At 35.7% G+C, this 16,610-nt stretch carries 16 protein-coding genes; 8 read left to right on the top strand and 8 right to left on the bottom strand.

Annotation, left to right across the window (positions count from 1 at the left end):
* Positions 1-81: 81 nt before the first annotated feature.
* On the top strand, positions 82-537 hold the full coding sequence (locus FEZ13_RS14895) for a GNAT family N-acetyltransferase (RefSeq protein ID WP_146553326.1): 456 nt from the start codon (positions 82-84) through the stop codon (positions 535-537).
* Positions 538-627: 90 nt separating this feature from the next.
* Positions 628-957, top strand: a complete 330-nt coding sequence (locus FEZ13_RS14890; RefSeq protein ID WP_146553325.1) for a hypothetical protein — start codon at positions 628-630, stop codon at positions 955-957.
* Positions 958-1,449: 492 nt separating this feature from the next.
* On the opposite strand, the gene FEZ13_RS14885 is transcribed toward FEZ13_RS14890, so the two are convergent.
* Both FEZ13_RS14885 and FEZ13_RS14880 read right to left on the bottom strand, forming a co-directional pair.
* Positions 1,450-2,991, bottom strand: a complete 1,542-nt coding sequence (locus FEZ13_RS14885; protein ID WP_146553397.1) for a succinyl-CoA:acetate CoA-transferase ScpC — start codon at positions 2,989-2,991, stop codon at positions 1,450-1,452.
* 281 nt (positions 2,992-3,272) lie between these two features.
* Entirely contained in the window at positions 3,273-3,923 is a 651-nt protein-coding gene (locus tag FEZ13_RS14880) for a LytTR family DNA-binding domain-containing protein (RefSeq protein WP_146547886.1), read from the bottom strand.
* A 392-nt stretch (positions 3,924-4,315) separates the two neighbouring features.
* Between FEZ13_RS14880 and FEZ13_RS14875 the strand changes: the two genes are divergently transcribed.
* From FEZ13_RS14875 to FEZ13_RS14860, 4 genes are all read left to right on the top strand, one after another.
* Positions 4,316-5,104 (top strand): helix-turn-helix transcriptional regulator, encoded by a 789-nt coding sequence (locus FEZ13_RS14875; protein WP_146553324.1) that lies wholly within the window; start codon positions 4,316-4,318, stop codon positions 5,102-5,104.
* Positions 5,105-5,400: 296 nt separating this feature from the next.
* Positions 5,401-6,252: a membrane protein insertase YidC gene (gene yidC, locus FEZ13_RS14870; protein ID WP_255473192.1), complete on the top strand. Its 852-nt coding sequence runs from the start codon at positions 5,401-5,403 to the stop codon at positions 6,250-6,252.
* Positions 6,253-6,331: 79 nt separating this feature from the next.
* The gene (locus tag FEZ13_RS14865) at positions 6,332-6,577 is read left to right on the top strand and encodes a hypothetical protein (protein ID WP_146553323.1); all 246 of its coding nucleotides are present in this window, start codon (positions 6,332-6,334) and stop codon (positions 6,575-6,577) included.
* Positions 6,578-6,679: 102 nt separating this feature from the next.
* A complete protein-coding gene (locus tag FEZ13_RS14860; protein WP_255473191.1) occupies positions 6,680-7,435 on the top strand; it encodes a M15 family metallopeptidase in 756 nt (251 codons plus the stop codon).
* Positions 7,436-7,799: 364 nt separating this feature from the next.
* Here FEZ13_RS14860 and cls read toward each other — a convergent pair whose 3' ends face one another.
* Positions 7,800-9,275, bottom strand: coding sequence for a cardiolipin synthase (gene cls, locus FEZ13_RS14855; protein WP_370467713.1), 1,476 nt, complete (start codon positions 9,273-9,275; stop codon positions 7,800-7,802).
* A gap of 340 nt (positions 9,276-9,615) precedes the next feature.
* A complete protein-coding gene (locus tag FEZ13_RS14850; RefSeq protein ID WP_146553322.1) occupies positions 9,616-10,785 on the bottom strand; it encodes an MFS transporter in 1,170 nt (389 codons plus the stop codon).
* 311 nt (positions 10,786-11,096) lie between these two features.
* On the opposite strand from FEZ13_RS14850, the gene FEZ13_RS14845 reads away from it, so the two are divergent.
* Entirely contained in the window at positions 11,097-11,390 is a 294-nt protein-coding gene (locus FEZ13_RS14845; protein WP_146547892.1) for a hypothetical protein, read from the top strand.
* 328 nt (positions 11,391-11,718) lie between these two features.
* Here FEZ13_RS14845 and FEZ13_RS14840 read toward each other — a convergent pair whose 3' ends face one another.
* The 3 genes from FEZ13_RS14840 to FEZ13_RS14830 form a co-directional block, all read right to left on the bottom strand.
* Positions 11,719-13,923 (bottom strand): heavy metal translocating P-type ATPase, encoded by a 2,205-nt coding sequence (locus tag FEZ13_RS14840; RefSeq protein ID WP_255473190.1) that lies wholly within the window; start codon positions 13,921-13,923, stop codon positions 11,719-11,721.
* A 185-nt stretch (positions 13,924-14,108) separates the two neighbouring features.
* Positions 14,109-14,318: a copper chaperone CopZ gene (copZ, locus tag FEZ13_RS14835; RefSeq protein ID WP_146553321.1), complete on the bottom strand. Its 210-nt coding sequence runs from the start codon at positions 14,316-14,318 to the stop codon at positions 14,109-14,111.
* A 13-nt stretch (positions 14,319-14,331) separates the two neighbouring features.
* Positions 14,332-14,640 (bottom strand): metal-sensitive transcriptional regulator, encoded by a 309-nt coding sequence (locus tag FEZ13_RS14830; RefSeq protein WP_186725941.1) that lies wholly within the window; start codon positions 14,638-14,640, stop codon positions 14,332-14,334.
* Positions 14,641-14,933: 293 nt separating this feature from the next.
* On the opposite strand from FEZ13_RS14830, the gene FEZ13_RS19665 reads away from it, so the two are divergent.
* Complete coding sequence (locus tag FEZ13_RS19665) at positions 14,934-15,071, top strand: Lmo0850 family protein (RefSeq protein WP_164489537.1); 138 nt, start codon at positions 14,934-14,936, stop codon at positions 15,069-15,071.
* Between the two features lie 163 nt (positions 15,072-15,234).
* On the opposite strand, the gene FEZ13_RS14825 is transcribed toward FEZ13_RS19665, so the two are convergent.
* A complete protein-coding gene (locus tag FEZ13_RS14825; protein ID WP_146553319.1) occupies positions 15,235-16,422 on the bottom strand; it encodes an FtsW/RodA/SpoVE family cell cycle protein in 1,188 nt (395 codons plus the stop codon).
* Between the last annotated feature and the right edge of the window lie 188 nt (positions 16,423-16,610).

The raw sequence follows: 16,610 nt of genomic DNA, 5'->3' as shown, positions 1-16,610 counted from the left end.
CAGGATGCTTGAAAAAATTGAACTCCTATATTCGAAAAGAAACGCTGTTTGTGAAATAATAGTGCTATGGGAGTGAGTTAATTGGCATGGAAAGAACAACGATTTGAAGAACTTACAACAGAAGAGCTGTATAAGATTATCCAATTAAGAATTAATGTATTTGTGGTTGAACAAAAAGCTTATTATGAAGATCTAGATGATCATGATCAAAATAGTCTTCATATAACTTACGAGGAAGATGGTAAAATCATTGCATATGCTAGAGCAGTTCCTCCAAATGAAAAATATGAGAATATGGCATCATTTGGTCGTGTAATAGTACGACCAGAAGCTCGAGGCACAGGATTGGCACAACAATTATTAAAAAGGATTATAGCAGTAACAAAAAGAGAATGGCCAGAGCACGACTTATTTATCCAAGCACAGGCTTATCTACAAAACTTTTATGGTAAATTTGGTTTTGAAGCTGTGTCGGAACCATATGAATTTGAGTGTTTACCACATATTGATATGGTATGTAAAAGTGATAAATCGTGACAAATTATTGTAAAATCACAGGAAAACGTGTATTTTCTAAAAAATAGGGTATAGTTAATTTAGAATGATAAATGGGAGGAAATGATGAAAATGGCAAAAGGTAAATCTTTATTGATCGCTGGACTTGCAGCAGGTGCATATGCATATTTTCGTAAAAAGGAAAATCGTGATAAAGCAGTAGAAGCATTTAATAGTACTAAGGACAAACTAAATGGCTTTATAGACAAACTATCTGATTCATCTGTTAAAGTAGCTGACGATGCTATTAATACAACAACCGCTGAGGGGCATACGAACGAACATAAAACATATGACGATGATGATACTAAAATGATCTATGAAGGTTCTGGAACGGCGATTCAATATGAAAATGAAGAACAACATGAACACTTGAACGGTGTAAAGCCACCTCAATCATAGGTCATAGCTAGTTTTACTATAATGAGTAGAATTCTTTTGATAGAGCTTTATCCCGCGTTAACGGGCAGTAATATTCCCACCTCAAAATTCAGCGAAAGTAAAGAAGTTAGGTGGGAGATAAACTGCCCGTAAAAGCCCGATTGGTTCAACTAATAATCAGTAGGGATGAGGAAAACCACCACTAATTAAAGTTTCACTTTATCCCGTGTTAAAGGGTGAAAAAGTAAGGACCAATTCTAAGACACAGATATAGGTGTGAGGGATCAACGATTGATTCAACTAATACATAGTGTAGGAAAGTAAACTACCACTGTGTACTCACTTACTCTATCATCGTGGTCAAAAATGCAAAATTAAAAAAACGTAGATGTTTATTAAAAAAACATCTGCGTTTTTTAATTTTCTATGTTATTTGTGGTAGAGATATTCCTTTTTGCTTTGAAAGTAGGATTCAGCTTTCCAAAACAAAAAGGCTTACTCAAAACTCACAATTTAGTTTTCTTCAGGAGAAAGCATTGTACCATATTTAGCGAAGTTCGTATGGAATGAGAATGCTTTTTCTAAGATGTGAGGAGTTTGTCCACCATGTGTTTTCGCTTCTTCAAAGTAGGCACGAAGAGCAGATTTATATTTAGGGTGCGCACAGTTTTCAATAATCAATTCCGCACGTTCACGAGGCGCTAAGCCACGTAAATCAGCAATACCTTGTTCAGTTACGACTACGTCTACATCGTGTTCTGAATGATCTACATGTGATACAAATGGAACGATTGATGAAATTTTGCCATCTTTAGCAGTAGATTTTGTAACGAAAATGGAAATGCGGCCAGCACGAGCAAAGTCACCAGAACCACCGATACCATTCATCATTTTAGTACCTAGTACATGAGTTGAGTTGACGTTACCGTAAATATCGAATTCAAGGGCTGTATTCATACAAATCAATCCCATACGACGAATCACTTCAGGGTTATTTGAGATTTCTTGCGGACGTAATACCAATTTATCTGCATATTTATCTAAATGGTGGAAAACAGATTCCATTTTTTCTTTAGATAGTGTAATGGAGCAGCAAGAAGCCGTTTTCACTTTGCCAGCATCGATTAAATCAAATACTGCATCTTGTAGAACCTCAGAGAATACTTCAAGGTCTTCAAATTCAGAATCAACCATACCCGCTAATACAGCATTTGCTACTGAACCAATTCCTGATTGAAGTGGTGCAAGCTTATTTGTTAAACGACCTGCTTTGACTTCATCGCGGAAGAAATCTAAAAGATAGTTTGCCATTTGTTGTGTTTCTTCGTCAGGAGGAACGATTAATGATGGAGAATCCTCTAGATTAGTAACGACAACAGCAATCACTTTATCCATATCCAATGGGATACCTTTTTGACCGATGCGATCTGCCGAATGAATAATAGGAATAGGTTGACGTTCTCCCTGAGGCTCTGGGATATAAATATCATGGATTCCTTCAAGTTCAGGATATGAAGCAAGGTTCAATTCAATAATCACTTTGTCTGCATCTTGAATGAAAATAGGTGAGTTACCTACTGAAGTTGTTGGAATCAATAATCCATCTTCTGTAATAGCAGTAGCTTCAACTATTGCAACGTCAACACCTTTTATAGAACCTTGTCGTAAATATTCAGCAGTTACTGATAGATGTTGATCAACAAAGTACAAATCACCTTTATTGATGTGGCTTCGCATCGTACGGTCTACTTGGAATGGTAAGCGTTTTCGAACAATACCTGCATCAGACATTAACGCATCTGTGTCAGAACCAAGTGATGCACCCGTATATACATCTACTTTAAAATTCTCAGTTTTAGCGCGTTCTACTAAAGCATGCGGTACAGCTTTTGCATCACCTGCACGTGTAAAGCCACTTAATCCTAAAGTCATGCCGTCTTTGATGAATGAAGCTGCTTCAGCGGCTGTCATGATCTTATCAGCAAGTTGTGGATAACGAAGTCTTTCTTCTACTGTTACTGTCACGAAAATCTCTCCTTTAACAAAAAATTCCATTTCTGATTTATAAAAATCTTCTGTTTCGAACATTAGTAATTGAGCGGCTATCACGGATTTGAAAGAAAAACTTTTTGAGCAAACTCAAAAAAATCCGGATGCAATTATGCCGAAGTGTAATTGATATAATTAATTTTATAATATCACCAAATTGTCACAATTTGCTTACAGTTTCATGAAAGGGATTAAAAATCGAATAAAGTAGAAAATTGACGAAAAAAAGAGTTGCCAGAGAATAGTCTTTGACAACTTTTTTAGATTATACATGGCATGGAAATTTTTTAGAACCCTAAAGAACGACGGAAATAGCTTGCATAACGTTGGCTAACTGGTATACGCGTACCATTCTTCATGATTAATAAGAATGTTGAATGTGAGTCGGGTTGAATTTCTTCAATAAAATTAATATTCACAATATATGAGCGATGACATCGAATAAATGTATCAGGTGATAAGAATAATTCAAGATCACTTAAATTTAAACGATGGTAGCCTTCTTTTTGCATGGTTTTGACAAATGTTTTACGAAGTTGAGTTTCTAGATAAATCACTTCATCATGCTTAACGGGATACCAACAGTCGTCAATTTTAATGGTAATGTAGTTAGTTAAGAAAGGAGAAGGCTTTTGAGGGAATACTGCAGTAATAGCACCCTTCGTTTCTCCTTCGTCCATTAATGGAATACTCATTCCATAATAAGGGACACCGAATATTTCAGGTTCAATAAATGAATTTACTTTTTGACCATAGTCAAGTGCCTTTTGAGTCGCAGAGCCTTCAGGTATTTCGTCACCGGGTTTGATCTTCAAATCAATTTTTTTACTCGGTTGATAATACAAATATTTTTTTGTATCTGAAATAACGATTGACGTATTATCAGGGAAGAACTCCTTAATAATCTGTATCAATTCCTCGATAGATCGTGGATCCATTAAATTTCTACCTCGTTTCTTTCCATTCTTAAAAAATTTTTTCGCATTCATATTACTATAGATCAATTATAAATTTAAGTATAGCTAATGAGTGTATGAGTTCATACACTCGTGACAAATAAACTTGCCTATATAAATACTATAATTTGATGGACGATAAAAATAAAGATAAATATTTTGTTAAGATTCTATAAGGATTGATCTCTTATATTTATAGTCTTTGTAAAAGAAATTTGCCAATTGCTTGTTTAATAAGTATAATTTCCTATGAGAAAAATGAGTAAAATTTCTTCATACTTGGTTAATAAAACTATTTTCATATTACCATTTTCGTTATATAGTAAAAATAATGTAATAGAAAAATGTGTAATTTATAGAAAGATGGGGAGTCTATGCTACAATACGAATATTCCATTTCAGAATCTATTTCTAAAAAGTATTTTAAGGAAATTGAGACGATGAACCAACACGAAGAAATAGAAAAATTCTTCGACATTGAAGCTCAATTGTTACGTGAAATCTATCAATTAGAAGCGATAGCTGCAAAAGAATCATTGCGACAATTAATTGATATGTTATCAGTACGTTTTGGCAAGCATTTTTTTAGAGCAGTTCGATATTATTTTGTTATTCTATCTTCAGTAGTTACGAGAAAGCTAATTGATAATCAAGCGCCATCTAGGAAAGCGTTTGCTTTTAATGTTGCTTGTGTGGAAATGATCGATGAACACATGAATGATGCAGAATTTTTGCAATTTGCAGATGACTTAATCGAATTTTATATTTATGTTATATCCGAAAGAAAGCAACCATCTTATAAGCATCAAACTGTCAATAAAGTAATTATGTACATTGATGATGAGATTGAAACAGATTTATCAGTAGAAGATATAGCTGCATACTTTAAAATCAGTACAAGTCATCTATCACGTATATTTAAAGAGCATGTAGGAATAACATTAGTAGAATATTTGAATGTACGAAGAGTGGAAGAGTCACAATATTATTTACGGCATACAAACAAAAGCATCTCTAATATCTCAGAACAATTCCATTTTTGCAATCAAAGCTATTATACTCGTATTTTTAAAAAATATGTTGGTGTTACACCAAAACATTTTAGAGATAAACCAGATCGAGAGTATTTCCGCTTCCAACTACCTGAAAAGCTTTTAAAATAAAGGTCCTGTTTAATAATAAATACTGTTGATAGATATCTTCCGATTTGCTACAGGCGGGTGCTTTTCCATAATGAATCTAAGGTTTCCCTGCGCGGGTTTTGATTCGTTTGTTTTGAACGCAGGGGCAGTTACCGCCTTTCGCTTCTTATAAGTTACTAAAACCAACAATATCCTGAAAAAAGAGCTAAAATAGAAAGAATTATATATATTATGTTCCCTTGTATGACTTTGATTTGATTAGTATCCACTATATAATGTATACTTCACTATAGCTTGAGAAATTGTAGGTGAAAATATTGAAGAAGAAACTTTGGCTAATTTCAATGCTTGGTTTAGCACCATTTGTGCTAGCTGGTTGTGATTCAGTTAAGAACCAAGAAGGCTTTTTTTATAATACTTTCGTAAAACCAATGGAAATTTTGCTAGATTTATTCGGCAATAATGTATTTAACGGTAGTTATGGTGCAGCGATCATCCTTATCACTGTTATTATCCGCTTAATATTAATGCCATTCATGCTGAAAAACTATAAAAATCAACAAGGCATGAAAGAAAAAATGGATAAATTGAAGCCAGAGATGGACGAAATCCAAAAAAAATTAAAAGCGGCAAAAACAAAAGAAGAGCAAATGGCACTACAACAAGAAATGATGGGATTATACAAAAAGTATAACGTTAATCCTATGAACATGGGCTGTCTTCCCGTTATTATCCAAATGCCAATTATCATGGGCTTATACTACGCTATATTGTATTCTAGTGAAGTGCAATCCCATCCATTCTTATGGTATGAACTAGGTAAACCTGATATCATCATGACACTTATTGCTGGTGCAGTATACTTTATACAAGCACAAGTATCATTGTGGACAGTTCCAGAACAACAAAAGTCTCAAATGAAGATGATGATGTATATTTCACCAATTATGATTATGTTCATCTCATTTTCTAGTATGTCAGCATTACCACTTTATTGGTCAGTCAGTGGTGCTATCTTGATCTTCCAAACATATTTAGGACGTAAATTCTATTCAGAACATCCTGAAAAAGCGACGAAAGAAGTTGCAAAAGCATCTGAGGAAAAAAGAAGATTAACACCTGCAGAGAAGCAAGCTGCAAAATCTGCAAAGAAAAAAACAAAAAAATAAGGTAAACTAAATCGGGGTGAATCGATCGCTCCGATTTTTGTATGAAGAAGAGTAAAAGGGCAATATGAGGAGGGCTATCATGAATGTAAGATTAGTATCAGGTACACTTGTGGCGATCACGAGTTTACTTGCGGTGTTTTTTGTATTCAAGCAAAATTTCAATCTTGCTGTTTTGTTCATTACATTAATGTTTACTATTACTAATACATTTCGTGCAAAAGATATGGCGAAACAAGGTTATGTAAAAGAAGCAAAATGGATGAAAGGAATGGCCATATTTTTTGGAATCGCCACATTAGCTATCCTTTTTACTATCCTTTTCTAATGAAAAAAGTATGAATGTATCTTGTTGTTTGATCATGATTTTTTGTATAGTAAAGTAAATTATTTATGATGAGTTTAAAAGTTAAATAGAGGTGGTTCAATAGTGGGTAAAGGGAAGCATTATCAATTTCCGGTAGCTTTAGCGTTTATCATGGCTATTTCAGGGAGTTTACTTGCAGGGTGTAATGACTCAGAAAAGGAAAATTCGGCAACTAAAGCTGAGCAAAAGACTGCTACACATAATACATCAGAAAAAAAGGAAACGACTGCTGCTACTACTAAAAAAGAGCAAGAGGTGGATGCAGGAGGCTATATTATAGGACAAAAGCTACCGAAAAAAGCAACATATATTCAAGGTGTCTTGGTAGCAAGCAAACAGTATCCGTTACCAACTGATTTTGCACCAGGTGAAAATGCAGATGCCCGTGCAGCTTTTGAAGAGTTAAATGCTGCGGCAGCATTAGATGGATTTAAATTCGATGCTTTTAGTACCTATCGTTCATATGATAGACAAGTAGAACTATATGATGCCTATGTGGAACGCGATGGAAAAAAAGCAGCCGATACTTATAGCGCAAGACCGGGTTATTCTGAGCATCAAACAGGTCTAGCGTTCGATATAGGAGAAGTAGGGAATACAGAGGCATATGCTGATAATAAATTTGCCGAAACAGAAGCAGGCAAGTGGATTGCCAAAAATGCACATAAATATGGCTTTATCATGCGTTATCCAAAGGGTAAAGAGAACGTGACAGGTTATATGTATGAATCATGGCATTTTCGTTATGTGGGCAAAAAAATTGCCACTGAGATTTACAATAAGCATGAAACACTTGAAGAGTATTTAGGGATCAGATAAAGTGAAACTTCTCAATGAGGTTTTCTTTACAGAAAGTGACTCTACTGTATTATACTGGAGTGTATCTTCTGCTCGTTCATGCGGGATAAAATAAGAAGCATATAGTACAAGGAATGAATTTGTACTATATGCTTTTTTTATGGATCAATTAATGCTGATGGCTCTACCGCTTTGCTGAAAGGCCTTACATAGGCTCTAAAATTTTGTGCTATAAAAAGTTGCGGAGGACTTAGAAATACCTCACATACTCGTTTCAGTGCCTTTGAGCAGGTTTGAAGGTGTCAGCTGAAGACAAGGGATGGCTGGCGGAACACCGAATTCCTTTCTACGCTTGTATGACGGGCAAAAGCTTCTAAATGCTCTATTATAAGATGGGCGCTAGCAAACGAGAAATGGATTCTTTCATTTTAATAATACGTGACCGACTATTGTATAATTCAGGTGTAAGTTCAGTTGAAAGTAGCATATCTTGCTCAAATAATTCTGCTAACTGATGGGATGTATCGCGATGATAGATAAATGCATTTACTTCAAAATTAAGCTTAAAGCTTCTAAAATCGATATTAGCTGTCCCAACTGTAGAGGCCTCATCGTCAATAACAATCATTTTTGCATGCAAGAATCCATTTTCGTAAATATAAATTTTAGCTCCTGCCTTGATTAATTGTCCAACATAGGAATAAGTTGCCCAATATACAAACATATGGTCAGGCTTATTTGGGATCATAATACGAACATCGATCCCTGATAAGCAAGCAATGCGCACAGCATCCATAAAACTATCATCTGGGATAAAATATGGAGTTTGGATATAGATATACTTTTTAGCCATGCCTATTAATTTTAGATAACCATTTTTAATCTGTTCCCATTCAGAATCGGGTCCGCTAGATACAATTTGAATACCAACTTCCCCTTTGCGAGAGATCGTTGGAAAGTAGTTGTCAGAGTACTGAATATCTTTTGTATCGGAGGCTTGATTCCAATCTAATAAAAATCTTGTCTGCATAGGATGAACCGAGCTACCTTCAATGCGCAAATGTGTATCTCGCCAATAGCCGAATTTTTTTTTCAAGCCAAGATACTCATCACCCACATTAAAACCACCAATATAACCGATACGACCATCGATAATGACAAGTTTTCGGTGATTTCGGTAATTCATCCGTGGGTTAAAAAGAGGAAGTATGGAAGGAAAGAAAACTTCAACTTCTCCACCAGCTTCTATTAGTTCTTTGAAGTGTTTTTTATGTACGCCTCTAGAACCCATTTCATCATATAAAAGTCGAACTTTTACCCCCTGTTTTGCTTTTTTTAGTAGCAATTGATAAATGCGTGTTCCTAAGTTATCCAGTTTAAAGATGTAGTATTGAATATGGATATGGTGTTTAGCGGCTTCAATATCCTTTAATAGTTTTTTAAACTTTTCTTTCCCATCACTAAAAATTGTAACAGCATTATCTTGTGTCAGTACCGCATGATTTGTCGTTAAATGCATGTAAATGATGTCTTCGTAATGAGCTGCATCGTCTAGTCGATATTCAAAAGAACCATCACGAATGGCTTCCATTTGATAATCAATTAGTTTATCGATACCGATTTTTTTGCGGCCTTCCCAGCGAAATAAGTGCTTTTTGCGTAGTTGCCTACCTAATAATAAATAGAGTATGAATCCTACAACAGGTAAAAAGAATAGGACAAGAATCCAGGCCCATGTGGAGGTAGGTTCTTTTCTTTCTAGGAAAATAATAATAGCTGCAAGAAATATGTTTAAAACCAAAATAGTGGAAACGATTAAAGATGTTAAACTGGCTGTATCCATTTTATCACCTTCTTCCATAATCTTTTCTCTTAAGTATAACTTATCCAACAATTATTAAGAAGCGATTACAAATAACATTATACACTAATAGAATTTTAAAATAATTGTAAGAGCGATTTGAAAATGTGCAGTATTAGCAGGAGTAACTGTCAAAAAGGAAGATAGAAAAACGAAACACGCTAAAAACTAAGGATTGTAGGTCATCAAGTATTATACTGATCGTGATTACTTCTTATATGATGCGTTTATCAGTTATTCAACAAATATATCCACAATTGACTTCCTCTAAATCTCATATAAAAGAAAAAGTCCGGCATTTATAGAACAAACGAAAGATGCTGAACTTTTTGGTGAAACATTATGCTTCTTTTTGACTGCGTAATGTTCTTTTGCTTACATGGAATAGGACAAGGATGAGGATGCTGAACAAGGCTAATGTCCCCGAAATTTCATAGACGAAATCGGCTTTTTTTGTAAGAATCCATGTAAAGAACATGGGCCCAATGATACGCCCTATATTATCCATGGAATAGGAAATACCAGCTGCCGTTCCATACTTTCCACCGGCTTCCTTTGAAGAAAGTGACGTATTTAATGTACGGGCTAAAGCATTCCCAGCAGTAAATACACATAGTGCAAATCCTGCAAAGGCTAAACTTTTGGTAAATGGAAACATAAATAAGCCCATTGCAGTGACTACTTGAGCCCCTATTAACCACTTCACTTCAGTACCATCTTTAATATGACGAACAAGTCCTCCCTGAACCATAAAATCTACAAATCCACTGAATAGAAAGAGCGAACCTAATTGTGCAGAAGTAATGTTGATCTTAGCCATTTGGAATAATTGAAGTGTAGATTCTAAGCCCGCCAATAAAAAGGTCACCATAAAAGAAAATACGAATAAGTAACGTATGCGATACTGGAAGAGTATTGAGGCTCCTTTTGGCACAATGGCACGTTTTTGTGATGTTATATGTCGTTCCGGTTCTTTCAAAATAATGCTTGCATAGATGAATAACAAAAAGATTAGGATGGATGAGACGGTAAATGGTGTAGTTAAACTGATTTTTCCGAGTAAACCACCTAATGCTGGTCCAAAGATAAAACCAAGACCGATTGACATGCCCATAAAGCCCATATATTTATTGCGATTTTCCTCTGTCGATAAATCACCTACAAATCCTGTCACAGCAGTATAAAGCGCACCGGAGAATAAACCACCGATAATTCGGGAAATATAAAGTAATGTCAATGAATTCATAAATAATGAAATCAGTAAAAAGCTAGTACAGAACCCAAGTAGGCCTATTAAAATTAATCTTTTCCGCCCTATTTTATCACTGAGCATTCCCCAAAAAGGAGCTGTAAAGAAACTTGCGAGTGAGTAGATGGTTAATAAGCCACCCACATGTATTTTTGCAAATCCTTGTTGTACCACTACCTCAGGTAAAATAGGGATGATTAATCCAAACCCTAAGTACACAAAAAATTGCACGGACATTAGCAAGATAATGGATTTTTTCATGATAGCCCTGCCTTCTATTTTCAAATAGTCAAGAAATTAGGTTTACCCTCATTAGGTGTTAACATTTTGTCATCTAAAGGAGAGTAAACCTATAGAACGTAAGATAGTGTAATACGAAGGGTTTCAGTTTGGCAAATGGAAAGTGTGAAATAAGAATCTAAAAAGTAATGGCCCCATTTTCGATTGCAACTTGCTTATGACGTAGTTTCGCTATGTAGCTGTGACATTTCTCTCACTATTGAGGCTTTTGTTCGGAAAATTTGTATAGTGCTATAATAAGAATGATTAAGATAAAGGAGGATTTCGTAACGATGGAAATTACAGCAATCGCTATTATTAAAACAAATGAAGGTACAAAATCCATTCTTGATTTAGATATTCCTTTACTAATTGATTTGGTACCTGCTCGTACATTCAAAGTAAAAACTGTACTACAATCACTTGGACATACAGATATAGAAGTTGAATCTGTCAATATGGAAGTTTTTAAAGCCAAAAGTACATTAAACGGCGCTCCACAAGAAACAACTGTTGAGTTTAGCTACGCTTTACGCGGCGGAGATCGTTTATTTGAATTGACGGAATTACATGGCGTTATTAAATAAGTAAAACTTCACCTCCTATTGAATAGGGGAACTCAGGTTAAGCGCCACGTCCTGTGATACTACCTGAGTGACCAACATCATGTTGACCCGAACGAATCAGGCTTCTACAAATAGTTGATCCCATTTATTCTCCTGCTTTTTAGTGGGAAGTTATAAATGGGATCTGTTCATTCATATGAGAGATAAATGGAGTAGGAGTATTTGTTGCTGCAATGCACGGGAATGAAAAAATAATAAAGGTGATCTCAAAAGTTGTTAGTTGAACGATTCTGAGGTCACCTTTTATTTTTAAAATATATATCAGGTCTTCTGTTCAGAAAAAATATGTTTATAATTGAACTCTTTGCAATCGTAATGCATTTAGTACGACTGATACGGAACTAAATGCCATTGCTGCGCCAGCGAGCCATGGTGCAAGCAAGCCAGAGGCAGCGATTGGAATGCCGATGGAGTTGTAGGCCAGTGCCCAGAATAAGTTTTGTTTAATATTACGAACAGTTAAGCGACTCATTTTCACAGCATCTACTACTTTCAGTAAATCTCCCTTCATAATCGTGATATCTGCCGCTTCAATAGCCACATCTGTTCCTGTGCCCATGGCTATACCGATATCAGCTTTTGCAAGGGCAGGGGCATCATTTAATCCATCTCCGACCATGGCAACATGTCGCTTTTCTTCTAAAAGTTTTTCGATTTCTACCGCTTTTTCAGTAGGTAAAACGCCTGCAATGACACGGTCGATGCCAACTTCCTTTGCAATCGTCTCAGCCGTTTTCGGTTGATCACCTGTAAGCATGATCGTATGAATCCCCATGCTTTGCAATTTGGAGATCGCCTCTTTAGAAGTTTCTTTTACCTCATCTGCTACAGCAATTGTTGCAACATGTTGTTGATCGATGGCCGCATACATAACCGTTTTGCCTTCATCTTCAAAATGACTGTTACAGTTGATCTCAATATGGCGATCTTTAAACAATTTTCGAGTTCCAATTATGATTTGTTTATTTTCAACAGTTGCTGCGATTCCTTGACCAGGGATCGCTTTAAATGTTTGAACTGCGGGTAATTCACCATAATCTTTACCATATGTTGTAATCGCTGTTGCGACGGGATGTTCTGAATTACTTTCAGCTGCTGCAATAAGAGGAACCAATGTTTCTTTTTCATATTGATCTAGTACTAAAAAGTTTGTGACAGCAGGTGTTCCTTTCGTAATTGTTCCTGTTTTATCGAACACAACCGTATCAATCGTGTTTGTATACTCAAGTGCTTCAGCTGTTTTAAAAAGCACGCCTGCCTCAGCAGCACGCCCAGAACCCGCCATTATGGATGTCGGTGTGGCAAGCCCAAGTGCACATGGGCATGCTATTACGAGAACAGCGATCATTCGTTCAAGTGATGGTGTAAAGTTACCATCTGTCAAAAGGAAATAGCTAAGGATAAATGTGATGACAGCTAAAGTGACGACAATAGGTACAAAGATCGCTGAAATTTTATCGGCTAGTCGTTGAATAGGAGCTTTTGAGCCTTGAGCTTCTTCCACCACACGGATAATGTTTGAAAGAACTGTATCATGACCGATTTTTTTAGCCTTGATCCGTAATGTGCCGTTTTCGTTTAAAGTGGCAGCATAGACCATATCGCCTGTTGATTTATCAACAGGTAAGCTTTCACCTGTCAGCATCGATTCGTTTACCGCAGAATCTCCAGAGATAACAATTGCATCAACAGGTATAGACGCTCCAGGTTTTATGATAAGTATATCTCCTAGCTTTACTTCACGAATGGGTATTTCGAGAGGCTTTCCATTTCGTTCAACAAATGCCGTTTTCGGCTGCAATCGTATCAATTTTTTAATCGCATCGGATGAGTGACCTTTTGCGCGTGCTTCAAATAATTTTCCAAGCAAAATAAGAGTGATTAAAATCGCGCTTGTTTCAAAATATAAATCTAAATGATGCATGCCGATATGTTCGCGATTTTTAAGAACCATATAAACACTGTAAAAGTACGCAGCGGATGTTCCCAATGCGACGAGTACATCCATATTGGCACTTTTATTACGGAGTGCATAATAAGCGCCTTTATAAAACTGCCAGCCAATGCCGAACTGAACGATTGTGGCAAGAGCCCATTGTACATATGGATTCATCAGAAATTCAGGAACATAAATGCCTCTTGTGAATGAAAAATGTGCAAACATTGTCCACAAAAGAGGTAGAGAAAAAATGGCAGAGATGATAAATATACGCGTTTTCTTTTCAATCTCAATTTGACGATGATCTCTTTCTTCATTTTCTTTGTGAACGACTGCATCATAGCCAAGCTTTTGAATTTTTGCGATAAGTGCCTCTTCATCGAGTTTTGTACTATCAAAGGACACATGACCGGTTTCAAGAGCTAAGTTAACAGTTGCTTGATCAACCCCCTCTAACTTATTGAGTCCACGCTCAATACGAGCAGAGCAGGCAGCACAGGTCATTCCTTGAATATCAAGCGTTACTTCTTTATTACTAGTACTGGATGTTGTCACTGAAAATGCCTCCTTTTATCCCGCGTTAACGGGCAGTAAGACCCCCATCTTAAGGTTAACCTGAATTTCTCTAGTTCCAGTGGGGGATGAAGAAAATCCCCACTGATAGAAGTCACACTTTATATACCTGCAAGGGGTATAAAAATATGCTAAAAATAACTGCAAAGATTGCAGCTATTTCCAGATTATTTAACGATATAGCCTTCTTCTTCGATTGCTTCTTTAATACTTTCAGTTGTTACTTTAGAATGATCAAAATCTACATTTACTAGACCTTTTTCTAAATTGACATTTACACTTTTTACGCCGTCTAAATCGCCGACACCTGTTTCTACTGCTTTTACACAATGTCCACAAGACATACCTTCTACTTTTAATTGGATTTTTTCCGTCATTATGAAACACTCCTTATTTTCTCATTAGTTTTTGAAAAGTTGTAACAAGTTCATCTAATACCGCGTCATCACCTTCAGCTAAACGATCCTTGACACAACCTTTTATATGGCCTTCAAGTAATACTTTAGCTACACTATTGAGCGCAGATTGTGTAGCGGATAGTTGAGTAATAATATCATCGCAATAAACATCTTTCTCGACCATGCCTTTAATACCACGGATTTGACCTTCAATGCGATTTAAACGAGTGGTTAAATCCTTTTTTACATGTTCGGGATGGTGACTTTTGCGACAAGAATGGTTTGTACATTCTTCTGTCAAAAGTATTCACCTCCTATTGTTTATAAAATATCATACCTTACGGGGGTATGTAAAGAAGAATGATTGTGAAGAAAAATGATGTCAGTCAAAAGTATGATTGTAAGAAAATAGTGTATGTAGTATGATAATTACCCATACGATATGTAACAATATTGAAATTATTTATATGGATAAAAAATGTTATGATAATAAGGAATAAAAAGTATTTTATTTGTTTATGATTGAATAATAGTAGCAACTTTTATAGAGGCGCTACGTCATATAAAATATAAGAAATAGAAGAGGTGGAAGGTATGTCAAGAAATGTAGATGTAACAAAAATAATTGCGAATTTATCAAAACTTGGCGTTAAGGCAACGACTACTAAGTCTCGCTTAGAATTATTAAAAGCATTAGCACCACCAAAATCATCTCCACAAACTCAAAACTAACTTGAACACAGTTATTAACTTCGGTCTTAGCATAACCGGAGTTTTTTTATGCTCGCGTTTTTAACATACAGAAAAACAGTCCAGAGAGATGAAATAGGTTCTCTTTGGACTGTTTTTAAGTTTGTTGCCGATAAGGCTATTGCGAATTACTTTCAATTTTTAATTAAAAATCATCATCATCATTACCAAACATGTAGGTTTGATGGTGGAATTTCATACTAAACACTAAGCCTAATGCAAGTGCATTCCCCATCATCGAGCTACCACCATAACTAATGAATGGTAATGGAATCCCTGTAATTGGAAGTAACTGAATCGTCATTCCTATATTCTCGAATACATGGAAGGTAATCATGGCAATAATACCTGCACAAACATAAGTACAGAATGGATCTTTCATCCGTAAAGTAAGTTTTGTTAAGTGAAAGATTAAGAAGAAAAATAAACAAATCACAATACTTGCTCCGATAAATCCATATTCTTCGCCGATCACACTAAAGATAAAATCAGTATGGTTTTCCGGAACAGCTACCTGATGATTCTTGAATCCCTTCCCCAAAATTTCGCCGGAGCCGATCGCATTTAAAGAAGATATTAAATGAAATCCATCAGTAGATGAATAAGAATAAGGATCCAGCCATGAATAAATGCGTGCTAATTGATATCGGTTAAAATCAAGTTTTTCAATAAGAAAATCTTGCATATAAAGTGCCATCCATAATAAGGAACTACCAACAGCAACAGCAGAGGCGGCAACTGGCAAAATAATTTTCCAAGATACCCCTGCTGCAATGATAATTGCGGCAGTAATGGCAAGGAATACTAATGAAGTACCAAGGTCCGGCTGTTGCATAATCAATGCTAATGGAACCAATAGCACTAAAAAAATTTTCCCTAAAAGGATAAAATCCGTTTTTAATGTTTTAATTGGATTTTTTTCATGATGCTTACTGACTATTTGTGCAAGGGCAAGGATAAAGAATGTCTTCATAAACTCAGATGGTTGGATATCAGCAAATCCTAAATGAAACCAACTTTTTGCATTATTTCTGGGCTCAGCAATTTGATCGACGCCATCAGGAGCAATCATTAAGAGAATTAGAATGAATATTCCTAAACCATATAAGTACCAAGACATTTTTTTGTATTGATCTGGCTCGAAATACATCATGCCCGCAATAATACAGGCGCCTACGAAGTACCAAAAAAGTTGCTTAGGTACAAAGTTAGTGTCATATACTCCTGTAGTTTGTGCAGAGGCAATAGCCATCACACTGATGATACAAAATAGTATCATTATAAAAGCGAGCGTCCAGTCAAAACGATCGGAAAAAGTTCTCTTTGAATTCATAATAGTCACCTAAATTAGTAGATTTAACACAAGGGTTGTCTAGTTCACACGCCACATCCTTGAAAATGCAATTCTTTAACAAGAGGCCAATTTCAAGTCTATCTACAGTGTTATTCAAATTTAAACAGCGCGTTTCACCTTTCAAATATTATAGTCTATATTATTGTATCACGCTCGTGTACAAAGTT

Origin of the sequence: Rummeliibacillus sp. SL167 (assembly GCF_007896505.1) — a bacterium.
GTDB lineage: Bacteria > Bacillota > Bacilli > Bacillales_A > Planococcaceae > Rummeliibacillus > Rummeliibacillus suwonensis.
The sequence above is the reverse complement of the archived record's forward strand: the minus strand, read 5'-3'. Positions and strand labels throughout refer to the sequence as shown.